Origin of the sequence: Streptomyces sp. NPDC049577, from assembly GCF_040675635.1 — a bacterium.
Taxonomy (GTDB): Bacteria; Actinomycetota; Actinomycetes; order Streptomycetales; family Streptomycetaceae; genus Streptomyces.
The window spans coordinates 1-11273 of record NZ_JBFAPH010000211.1 but is presented as its reverse complement, the minus strand read 5'-3'; the positions used below and the strand labels follow the sequence as shown (position 1 = coordinate 11273).

The window sequence follows — 11273 nt, the reverse complement described above, 5'->3', positions numbered from 1 at the left end:
CCGGCGACGACGACGGCGCGGACCCCGGCCGCGCGGACCGCGTCCTGCACGAGGCGGCCGGCGGCCAGGGGGTCGGGGGCCATGGAGCTGCCGAATCGACGTGCCCTCCGAGGACGTCCGCCGCGCCCGTCCCCTCGGCGAGGAGGAGCGGACCGGGAAGCTCGCCCCGAACATCCCGCTGTCCCTCTACCGCGGCAGCGTCGGCAAGCAGCGGTTCGTCGAGATCCCCGCCGAGGTCCGCGAGCAGTACCAGCGCTGGCGGCCCACCCCGCTGGTCCGCGCCCACCGCCTGGAGCAGGCCCTCGACACCCCGGCGAGGATCTACTACAAGTACGAGGGCGCCAACGCCTCCGGCAGCCACAAGCTCAACTCCGCCCTCGCCCAGGCGTACTACTACAAGAAGGCCGGCGTCCGGCACCTCACCACCGGTACCGGCGCCGGCCAGTGGGGCAGCGCCCTGTCGATGGCCTGCCACGCCCTCGGTCTCGACTGCACCGTCTTCATGGTCCGCGTCAGCCACGAGCAGAAGCCCTACCGGCGCGTGATGATGCAGCTCAACGGCGCCCGCGTCATCCCCAGCCCCAGCGGCACCACCGAGGCCGGCCGCCGGATGCTCGCCGAGAAGCCGGAGAGCAACGGCAGCGTCTCCATGGCCAACGCGGAGGCGCTGGAGTACGCCCAGAGCGTCGAGGGCGGCCGGTTCTGCGTCGGCAGCGGCGAGAACCACGTGCTGCTGCACCAGACCGTCATCGGCGAGGAGGCCCTGCGGCAGATGGAGGCGGCCGGGGACTTCCCCGACGTCGTGATCGCCTCCATGGGCGCGGGCAGCAACTTCGCCGGCCTGGCCTTCCCCTTCCACCGCGAGAAGCTCCGCACCGGCGCCGCCACCCGGCTCGTCGCCGTCGAGCCCGAGGCCTGCCCCAAGCTCACCCGCGGCCGCTACGCCTGGGACTACAACGACGTCTCGGGCACCACCCCGATGACCAAGATGTACACCCTGGGCCACACCTTCGTCGCCCCCGGCGTGCACGCCGGCGGCCTGCGCTACCACGGTGCCGCCCCGCTGGTCAGCGCCCTGTACGACCAGGGCCTGATGGAGGCCGTGGCCTACGGGCAGCAGACCGTCTTCGAGGCCGGCGCGTTCTTCGCCCGCACCGAGAACCTGGTGCCCGCGCCCGAGTCGGCCCACGCCGTCAAGGCCGCCATCGACGAGGCCGTCCGCGCCCGCGAGGAGCGCACCCCCAAGGTGATCCTCTTCAACGTCAGCGGCCACGGACTGCTCGACCTGTCCGCCTACGACCAGTACCTGGCCGGGCAGCTGGAGGACCACGCCGTCTCCGACGAGCAGATCGCCGAGTCCCTCGCGGCCCTGCCGGACGACGAGCCCGCCGGCGTGGCGTCATGAACCTCGACGCCACCGACGAACAGCGGGCGCTCGCCGAGGAACTGCGCGCCCTGGGCGCCGGGGAACTGGGCCGCGACCTCGAACGGCGCGAGCGGACCCAGACCCTCCAGCCCGGCGACTGGCAGCGCTGCGCGGACGCCGGCGTCTTCGCCCTGCCCGTGCCCGCCGCCTACGGCGGGCGCGGGCTCGACCCGCTCAGCTGCGCCCTGGCCCTGGAGGGCCTGGGCCGCGGCTGCCGGGACAACGGCCTGATGATCTCCGTCGGCGCGCACATCTGGGCGATGGAGCTGCCCCTGATCGAGTTCGGCACCGAGGAGCAGAAGCAGCACTACCTGCCCGCGCTGATGGACGGCCGCATGGTCGGCGCCCACGCCATCACCGAGGCGCAGGCCGGCTCCGACGCCCTGTCCCTGACCACCCGCGCCCGGCGCGAGGGCGACCACTACGTGCTCGACGGCACCAAGCGGTTCATCACCAACGCGCCGATCGCCGACGTCTTCATCGTCTACGCCACCGTCAACCCGGAGCTCGGCTTCACCGGCGTCACCGCGTTCCTCGTCGACCGCGACCAGGACGGCGTCACCGTCGAGTCGTCCTTCGAGAAGACCGGGCTGCGCACCGCGCCCTGGGGCGAGATCACGCTCCGGGATTGCCGGGTGCCGGTCACACGGCGGCTGGGCGCCGAGAAGCAGGGATCCAGGATCCTGGCCACCGCCATGGCCTGGGAGCGTTCGCTGATCCTCGCCCCGCTGCTGGGCACCATGCAGCGCCAGATCGACGAGTGCGTCGCGTACGCCCGCAGCCGCGAGCAGTTCGGCACCAACATCGGCCGCTTCCAGTCCGTCGCCCACAGCATCGTCGACATGCAGATCCGCCTGGAGGCCGCGCGGCTGCTGACCCACCGCGCCGCCTGGGACCTGATCAAGGGCGGCCCCTCGGTCTTCCCCGAGGCGGCCCAGCTGGAGACCAGCGAGGCGGCCGTGCGGACCTTCCTCGACGCCCTCCAGGTCTTCGGCGGCCTCGGCTACACCACGGCCACCGACACCGAACGCAATCTGCGCGACGCGCTCGGCACCCGGATCTCCTCCGGCACCTCCGACATGCAGCGCAAGGTGATCGCCGAGAAGCTCGGCATCACCGTCAAGGCCCGCCGCCCCGCACCGCGGGGGGAAGGAGACGCGTCCCGTGCCGACGCTCGCTGACCACCTGGTCCGGGCGGCCGCCGAGCGGCCCGCCGCCGAGGCCGTCCGCCACCGCGGACGGTCCCTCGACTACGCCGAACTGGACCGCGCCAGCAGCGCCCTCGCCGCCACCCTCCGGGAGGCCGGCGTGGGCCGGGGCGACCGGGTCGGGCTGTGGCTCGCCAAGTCGCCCGAGACCATCGTCACCCTGCACGCCGTCCTCAAGTGCGGCGCCGTGTACGTCCCCGTGGACCCCGCCGCGCCCCCCGCCCGGGCCGCCTACATCCTCACCGACTGCCGGGTGAGCGCCCTCGTCACCGACGCCGGCCGGCTCGCCCTGCTCGGCGAGCACGACCCCGCGGCGGCCCCGCGGACCGTCGTCGTCACGGGCGGGGCGGACACCGCCACCGGCCGGACGAGCTGGGAGACGGCCGTCGAGCGGCCGCTGCCGGCGGACTTCGGGCCCGTCCCGGCCGGCGAGGACGACCCCGCCTACGTGCTCTACACCTCCGGCTCCACCGGCCGGCCCAAGGGCGTCGTGCTCTCCCACCGCAACGCCCTCGCCTTCGTCGACTGGACCGTGGCCGCCTTCGGACTCACCCCCGACGACCGGCTCGCCTCGCACGCCCCCGTCCACTTCGACCTGTCCGTCTTCGACGTCTTCGCCGCCGTCGCCGCCGGGGCCGCCCTGGTGCTCGTCCCCGAGAACCAGAAGGCCCTCGGCGTGGCCCTCAACCGGCTGGTGGCCGAGGAGCGGATCACCGTCTGGTACTCGGTGCCCGGCGCGCTCATCCGCATGCTCGACGCGAAGAACGCCGGTCTGCTCGCCTCGTCCGCGCTGCGCACCGTGCTGTTCGCCGGCGAGCCGTTCGCGCTCAAGCACCTGCGCCGGCTGCGCGCCGCCCTGCCCGGAGCGGCCCTGTTCAACCTGTACGGGCCCACCGAGACGAACGTCTGCACCTTCCACCGGGTCACCGACGAGGACCTGGCCCCCGAGCGGACCGCCCCGCCGCCGATCGGCCGCCTCTGCCCCTACGCCGGCGCCCACCTGCTGGACGCCGACGGCAACCGGGTCGAGGACGTGCCGGGCGCCGAGGGCGAACTGTGCGTCACCGGCGACTCGGTCATGCTCGGCTACTGGGGCGCCCGCTCCCCCGGGGACGGCCCGCTGCCCGTCCACCGCACGGGCGACATCGTCCGCAACGAGGGCGAACGCGGCTACGTCTACCTCGGCCGCCGCGACCACATGGTCAAGATCCGCGGCTACCGCGTGGAGCCGGAGGAGATCGAGGCCCGGCTGCTGGAACTCCCCGGCGTCCACGAGGCGGTCTGCGTCGCCGTCCACGACGACTCCGGCGAGGCCCGGCTGGACGCCTACCTGGTCCCCGCCGACGGCACCCGCCCCGACCCCGCCGAACTGCGCCGGCACTGCCTGGCGACCCTGCCCCGCTACATGGTTCCGGCCGCCTTCCACCTGCTGGACGCCTTCCCCCGCACCTCGACCGGCAAGGTCGACCGCCGCGCCCTGACCCCCGCACCCGTACCGGACGGAGCCGCCGCGTGACCGCCGAGGTACTGTCCCTGCGCCTGCCCAGCCCGGCACTCGGCCGGGACAAGCGCGTCAACGTCCTGCTGCCCGGCGGCTACCGGTCCAGCGGCCCCGGCCACCCCGTCCTGTATCTGCTGCACGGCTACGGCGGCGGCCGCAACACCTGGCTCGACCACACCCCGCTGCTCGACCTCCTGGACGAGCACCGTCTCATGGTCGTGCTCCCGGAGAGCGGCCGCCGCTGGTTCGTCAACGACCACGCCGGCCTCGCCTACGAGGACTACCTGGTCCAGGACCTGATCCCGGCGGTCGACGCGGAGTTCAACACCCTCGCCGACCGCTCGGGACGGGCCGTCGGCGGCTTCTCCATGGGCGGCGCCGCCGCGCTCTACCTGGGCCTGCGGCACCGCGAGCTGTTCGGGGCGGTCGCCTCCCACGCGGGCGCCTTCGAGGGGCCGCTGCGCGTCGGCGACCCGTACGCCGGCCACCGCGCCGACCCCGGCTTCGTCATGCCGGACATCGACAGCCACGAACGGGTCTGGGGCCCGCCCGGCAGCGCCGCCCGGCACGAGTACGACCCCTACCGGCTGATCCGCGCGGAGCACCCGCTGCCGCCCCCCGCCTTCTACCTGGACGTCGGCACCGGTGACTACGAGCGCATGGTCCGCATGAACCGCACCGTGCGCGACGCCCTGCGCACCCGTGGCTGGGACCCCGAGTACCACGAGCGGGAGGGCGGCCACGACTGGGAGTTCGTGGGCCGGTCCCTGCCCCACGCCCTCGGCTTCGTGAGCCGCCGGCTCACCGGGACCGCACCCGTGGGAGCCGCCGCATGAGCGCGGACGTCCTGCTGGTCTCCCGGCCGAGCCCGGGCGTCGTCGTCGCCACCCTGAACCGGCCGCACCGGCGGAACGCCCTGACCGAGGAGGTCTTCCGGGCACTCGGCGAGCTCTGCGCCCGGCTGCGCGACGACGCCGCCGCCCGTGTGCTGATCCTGTGCGGCGCGGCAGAGACCTTCTCCTCCGGGTACGACGTCGACGAGGTCGGCCGCGTCGCCGCCCTGGAACCGCTGGAACTCATGGCCCTGCTGGACCGCCAGTCCCGGGTGATCACCGCGCTGCGCGAGCTGCCCCAGGCGGTGATCGCCGCCGTGGACGGCGCCGCGGCGGGCGCGGGCCTCTCCCTCGCCCTCGCCGCCGACATCCGGCTGCTCACCACCCGGGCCCGGCTGCGGGCCGCGTTCGTGCGCATGGGCCTCTCGGGCGGCGACATGGGCGCCTCCTGGCTGCTGCCGCGCCTCGCCGGCTTCGGCTTCGCCTCCGAGATGCTGCTCACGGGACGGTTCGTCGACGCGGAGGAGGCCGCGCGGCACGGCATCGCCAACCGCGTCACCGCCGCGTCGGACCTGATGCCCGTCGCCCTGGAGACGGCCGGGCAGATCGCCGAGAACAGCCCCGTGTCCCTGCGGCTCACCAAGCACGTCCTGCAGGCCAACGCCGACGCGCCCTCGCTGGCCGTGGCCCTCGAACGCGAGGCCCCGGTCCAGGTGGCGGCCGCCAAGTCGGCGGACGTCCGGGAGGCCGTGGCGGCCTTCCGGGAACGCCGCGCGCCGCACTTCGGACCCGCGACCCCGGCGGAGGCCGGAGAGACCAAGGAGGAACAACGATGAACACGACCACCACCTGGCGCCCGGCCCTGGTGGAGCCCGCCGGGGCCGGCACCGACGCGAGCCCGCGGGGACTGCTCGAATACCTCGCCGGAACCGACGTGGCCGGCCTGCTCACCCGCGAGAAGGCCGTCGTCTTCCGCGGCTTCGGCGTCGCCGTCGACACCTCCTACGAGACCGTCGCCGACGCCCTGCTGACCGGCCGGCTCGCCTATGTGCACGGCAACTCGCCGCGCACCAAGGTCGGACGGAACGTCTACACCTCGACCGAGTACCCGTCCGAGTACGAGATCTCGATGCACAACGAGATGTCGTACGCCCGGTCCTGGCCCACCCGGCTGCTGTTCCACTGCGACGTGGCCCCGGCCACCGGCGGGGCCACGCCCGTGGTCGACGGGCAGCTGTGGCTCGAGTCCCTGGACGCCGAGGTCCGCGACGCCTTCGCCGGCGGGGTGCGGTACACCCAGAACCTGCACGACGGCATCGGCTTCGGCAAGAGCTGGCAGGCCACGTTCGAGACGCAGGACCGGGACGAGGTCGAGGCGTTCCTCGCCGGCGCCGGGGCCGAGTGGCAGTGGCGCGGCGACGGCTCTCTGTGGATCAGCCAGCTGCGCACCGGCACCCTGGAGCACCCCGTCACCGGCACCACCGTCTGGTTCAACCAGGCCGACCAGTGGCACCCGGCCGGACTCGGCGAGGACGCCGCCGCCCTGGCCGCCGTCGTCCCCGAGGACGAGCTGCCGCAGAACGTCACGTTCGCCGACGGCTCCCCGATCCCCGATGCGTACATCCGGCACATCCAGGAGACCGGCATGCGGCTGGCCGTCGACGTCGACTGGCAGCAGGGCGACCTGCTGCTCGTCGACAACATCGCCGCCGCGCACGGCCGCCGGGCCTACACCGGCGACCGGCGCATCCTCGTCGCCATGTCGTGAGGAAGCGTGTGAGAAGCGTGTGAGAAGGGGGAAGCCCCGTGGCCGCCGGCCACGGGGCTTCCCCCTTGCTTCTCCCCGCTAGTGGTCGCGGTGGACGGCCTGTTCGGCCATCGTGCGCAGGCCCGCCGACCAGTCGGGGCGCACACCCTCGCGGACGGCCTCGACGGCCGTCGCCAGCCGCTCGTCGATGATCCGCTCGACCCGGTCGCGGATGCCCGTCCGCAGCAGCAGGTCGTGCAGCTCGTCGGGGTCGGTGCCCGTAAGGTCGTCGCCCACCAGCTCCCGGACGGCCGGCTCGCCGCGCAGGGCGATGGACATCAGCAGCGTCATCTTGTGCTGCTTGAAGTCCAGCCGGTTCGGCTTGCCGGTGGCCGCCGAGCTGCCGAACGCGTCCAGCAGGTCGTCGCGCAGCTGGAACGCCTCGCCCACGGCCAGGCCGTAGGTCTCGAAGGGGGCCAGCAGCGCGTCCGCGCCCGCCAGCCGGGCGCCCATGGCCAGCGGACGGTAGACGGTGTAGCGGCCCGACTTGAACAGCGCGATCCAGCTGGACAGTTCGGGGTCGGGCACGAAGTCCGCAGCGGCCCGCACATCCAGGAACTGGCCCACCATCAGCTCGGTGGACAGCTCGCCCCACACCTCGCGCACCCGGGGCGGGCAGTCGGCGAGCAGCCGCTCCGCGTACACCAGGGCGAGGTCGCCGGCGAGGACGGCGACGCTCTCGCCGTACCGCCGGGCCTCCCCGCGCCAGCCGCGCCGCTCGTGCAGCTCGGCGTGCGCCATGTGGGCGGTGGGGGCGCCCCGGCGCAGCTCGGCGGCGTCCATCACGTCGTCGTGCAGCAGCGCGAACGTGTGCAGCAGCTCCAGCGCCGCGGCCACGTCGACGATCTCCCGGGCGTCCGGGTCGCCGCCGCCGGCCAGATAGCCGGCGACGCAGAAGGCGGGGCGCAGCCGCTTGCCGCCGCTGCCGAGCATGCGGGCGACACAGTCGATCAGTTCGGTGGAATCCGGGTTGAGCGCGGCCCAGGAACGGCGCTCGCGGGCTATGAAATCTTCGAGACGTCGCTCGACCCGAGCCAGTACGCGATTGCGTTCCTCGAGGGCGACACCGGTGAATTCTTGGCTCACCGGCAGGGCGGTCGACATGGCAGCTCTCCTGATGCCGGGGCAGCGGTCGGACGGATGGACCGATTGCGAATAGTGCTGCTGCCGCGTGGGTGTCCAGCCTCGTTTCTCGCACACCCGCGGCGCTTGCGGAAGAGGCAGCTGGCCGTCCAGCGGCTGTCCAGGTGGGGTGCCGGACGCCTGGTTAGTCTCGCCTCCGGCAAGCGGGCCGTACCGGTGGGCGATTCACTTCAGAAATTGCAGCTGACTGCTCCCGGGACGAAACACAGAACGAATGTCAACGGGGCGGCATTCGGTGGAAAGAGCGTCTTCTTTTCATGTACTGCCCGGGCATCCTAGGTGAGTTGGCGAGGAGTCATGGAACGGTCTCAGTCTTTCCCGGACGGCGAGCGGATACTCCCCTTGACCGGTGCGCAGGCGGGAGTCTGGTTCGCGCAGCAGGTGGAGCCGGACAGCCCGATCTTCCGGGCCGCCGAATACCTGGAGATCCACGGCTCGCTGGATCCCGCGCTGTTCGAGCGGGCTCTGCGGCAGGTGGTCACCGAGGCCGACGCCCTGCACATCCGCTTCCTGGACACCGACGAGGGCCCGCGCCAGACCGTCGGGCCGCAGCCCGCGTGGCGGCTGGAGGTCCTCGACGTCTCCGCCGAGGCCGACCCCCGGCGGGCCGCCGAGGAGTGGATGGGGCGCGACCTGCGCCGCAGGATCGACCTGACCCGCTCCCCGCTGTTCACCTACGCCCTCTTCCGGGTGGCCGAGGACCGCTGGTTCTGGTACCACGCCTACCACCACATCCTCATCGACGGCGTCGGCGCCTCCCTGGTCGTCCGCCGCCTCGCCCACCTCTACTCCTCCCTGGCCGCCGGGACCGAACCCGACCCGGCGCCCTTCGAGTCCGTCCGCACCCTGCTGGACGACGACTTCGCCTACCGCGACTCGGAATCCTTCGAGGAGGACCGGGCGTTCTGGCGCGAGCGCTTCGCCGACCGGCCGGAGCCGGTCGCCCTCGCGGCCCGCCCGCTGCGCCCCACCGCCGACTTCGTCCGGCGCAGCGCCCGGCTGCCGAAGGACGTCCAGGAGGCCGTGACGCGCGCCGCCGAGCGGATCGGCGTGGCCCGCTCCCGGATCGTCGTCGCCGCCACCATGGCGTACACGCACCGCATGACCGGGCTCACGGACGTGGTGCTCGGCCTGCCCGTCACCGCCCGCCTCGGTGAGAAGACCCGCCGGGCCGTCGGCATGGCGGCCAACGTGCTGCCGCTGCGGGTCGCCGTCGACTCCGCCACGACCGTCGGCGAGCTCCTCGACCGCACGCGCACCGCGCTGCGCGAGGTCGTGCCCCACCAGCGCTACCGGGGCGAGGACCTGCGCCGCGACCTCGGCCTGCCCAACGACCACCGCCGGTTCTTCGGCCCGCTGCTCAACGTCGTGCCGTTCGACTACGACCTGCGCTTCGCCGGCAGCCGCGCCGACGCGCACAACATGTCGCTGCGGCTCATCGAGGACCTGGCGATCTCCGTCTACGACCGGGCCGACGGCAGCGAGATCCGCGTCGACTTCGACGTCCACCCGGAGCTGTACGACGCGGCGGAGCTCGCCGCCCACCAGGACCGCTACATCCGCTTCCTGGGCAGGCTGGCGGACGCCCTCGACGAGCCCGGCACGCCCGTCGGCCGGCTCGGGCTGCTCGACGGCGAGGAGCTCGCCGCCGTCGTCCCGCCGCCGGCCGAGGAGGCGCCGGCCGGGAACGGTCCGACGCTGCCCGCGCTCTTCGAGCGGCAGGCCGCCCTCTCCCCGGACGCCCCGGCGGTCGAGTTCGAGGGCGATGTGCTGACCCACGCCGAACTCAACCGGCGCGCCAACCGGCTCGCCCGGCTCCTCGCCGACGGCGGCGTGGGGCCGGAGGACCGGGTCGCCCTGCTGCTGCCCCGCTCCCTCGACTTCGTCGTCGCCGTCCTCGCCGTCGCCAAGACCGGCGCCGCCTTCCTCCCGCTCGACCCCGCCTACCCGGCGGCCCGCATCGACCACGTCCTCGGTGACGCGGCGCCCGCCCGCGTCCTCGCCGCCTCCGCCACCGCCGCCCTCGCCGGGGCGGCCGGCAGCCCGGTGCTGAACCTGGACGACCCCGCCGTCCGGGCCGATGCGGCCGGCCGCGCGGACACCGACCTCACCGACGCCGAGCGCGTCGCCCCGCTGAGCCCGCGCCACCCCGCGTACGTCATCTACACCTCCGGCTCCACCGGCCGGCCCAAGGGCGTGATGGTCACCCACGAGGGCATTCCGCACCTGGCGGAGACCTTCGTCTCCCGCCTGGGCGTACGGCCCGGCGACCGGGTGCTGCAGTTCGCGGCCATGGGCTTCGACGCGATGGTCCCCGAGCTGTGCATGGGCCTGCTGTCGGGGGCGGCCTTCGTGCTGGCCCCGGGGGAGCGGCTGATGCCCGGCGACCCCCTGGCCGCCTTCACCCGCGAGGCGGGCATCACCCATGCGATCCTGCCGCCGTCCTCCCTGGCCGTCATGGACCCCGAACGGGACCTGCCGGCGGACATGACGATCCTCGTCGCCGGCGAGGCCGTGCCCGCCGAGCTGGTGGCCCGCTGGTCGCGCGGCCGGCGCATGGTCAACGGCTACGGGCCCACCGAGACCACGGTGTGCGCCACCATGAGCGAGCCCCTCGCCGGCGGCGGCGAGCCGCCCATCGGCCTGCCCCTGCCCGGCACCCGCGTGCACGTCCTCGACGCGGCCCTCCAGCCCGTGCCCGCGGGCGTCACCGGCGAGCTGTACGTCGCCGGGCCCGCGCTGGCCCGCGGCTACCTCGGCCGCGCGGCGCTGACCGGCGAACGGTTCGTCGCCGACCCCTTCGGCCCGGCCGGCAGCCGCATGTACCGCACCGGCGACCTGGCACGCCGCCGCCCCGACGGCGTCCTGGAGTTCGCCGGCCGCGCCGACGAACAGGTCAAGATCCGCGGCTACCGGGTCGAGCCCGGCGAGACCGAGGCGGCCCTGCTGGAGGTGGACGGCGTCGCCCAGGCCGTCGTCGCCGTCCGCCGCGACGCGACCGGCGTCCCCGCCCTCGCCGGCTACCTCGTGCCGGCCGCGGGCCACGGGACGGACCTCGCCGCCGTTCGCGCTGAGCTGGCCGCGCGACTCCCCGGCCACCTGGTCCCGGCCACCCTCACGGTCCTGGACGCGATCCCGGTCACCCCCAACGGCAAGACCGACCGCAAGGCCCTGCCCGACCCGGCGGCGGCCGCCCCCGCCGACCGCCCCCGCACCGCGCCGCGGGACGAGCGCGAGAGCGCGCTGTGCGCACTCTTCGCCGACCTGCTGGGTGTCGACGCCGGCGGGCCTGCCGCCCCCGGCGGTGACACGCCCGGCGCCGCCGGCCTCGGCATCGACGACGACTTCTTCGCCC

Annotated in this window: 8 protein-coding genes; 7 read left to right on the top strand and 1 reads right to left on the bottom strand. The window is 74.1% G+C overall.

Going from position 1 to position 11273, the window contains the following annotated elements:
* Positions 1–100: 100 nt before the first annotated feature.
* The 6 genes from AB0K09_RS22225 to AB0K09_RS22200 are packed head-to-tail and all read left to right on the top strand — an operon-like array spanning position 101 to position 6736.
* The gene (locus tag AB0K09_RS22225; protein ID WP_366067118.1) at positions 101–1405 is read left to right on the top strand and encodes a TrpB-like pyridoxal phosphate-dependent enzyme; all 1305 of its coding nucleotides are present in this window, start codon (positions 101–103) and stop codon (positions 1403–1405) included.
* Positions 1402–2607 carry an acyl-CoA dehydrogenase family protein gene (locus AB0K09_RS22220; RefSeq protein WP_366067117.1) on the top strand — a complete coding sequence of 402 codons (1206 nt, stop codon included), beginning with the start codon at positions 1402–1404 and terminating at the stop codon, positions 2605–2607. The genes AB0K09_RS22225 and AB0K09_RS22220 overlap by 4 nt, the downstream gene beginning before the upstream one ends.
* Positions 2591–4150, top strand: coding sequence for an amino acid adenylation domain-containing protein (locus AB0K09_RS22215; protein ID WP_366067116.1), 1560 nt, complete (start codon positions 2591–2593; stop codon positions 4148–4150). Before AB0K09_RS22220 ends, AB0K09_RS22215 begins: the two co-directional genes overlap by 17 nt.
* Entirely contained in the window at positions 4147–4971 is an 825-nt protein-coding gene (locus AB0K09_RS22210) for an alpha/beta hydrolase family protein (protein ID WP_366067115.1), read from the top strand. Before AB0K09_RS22215 ends, AB0K09_RS22210 begins: the two co-directional genes overlap by 4 nt.
* A complete protein-coding gene (locus AB0K09_RS22205) occupies positions 4968–5804 on the top strand; it encodes an enoyl-CoA hydratase-related protein (RefSeq protein WP_366067114.1) in 837 nt (278 codons plus the stop codon). Before AB0K09_RS22210 ends, AB0K09_RS22205 begins: the two co-directional genes overlap by 4 nt.
* The gene (locus AB0K09_RS22200; protein ID WP_366067113.1) at positions 5801–6736 is read left to right on the top strand and encodes a TauD/TfdA family dioxygenase; all 936 of its coding nucleotides are present in this window, start codon (positions 5801–5803) and stop codon (positions 6734–6736) included. Before AB0K09_RS22205 ends, AB0K09_RS22200 begins: the two co-directional genes overlap by 4 nt.
* A gap of 78 nt (positions 6737–6814) precedes the next feature.
* Here the strand turns inward: AB0K09_RS22200 and AB0K09_RS22195 are convergent, their stop codons facing one another.
* A complete protein-coding gene (locus tag AB0K09_RS22195) occupies positions 6815–7879 on the bottom strand; it encodes a polyprenyl synthetase family protein (protein WP_366067112.1) in 1065 nt (354 codons plus the stop codon).
* A 336-nt stretch (positions 7880–8215) separates the two neighbouring features.
* On the opposite strand from AB0K09_RS22195, the gene AB0K09_RS22190 reads away from it, so the two are divergent.
* A partial coding sequence (locus AB0K09_RS22190; protein ID WP_366067111.1) for an amino acid adenylation domain-containing protein occupies positions 8216–11273 on the top strand: 3058 nt, incomplete at its 3' end.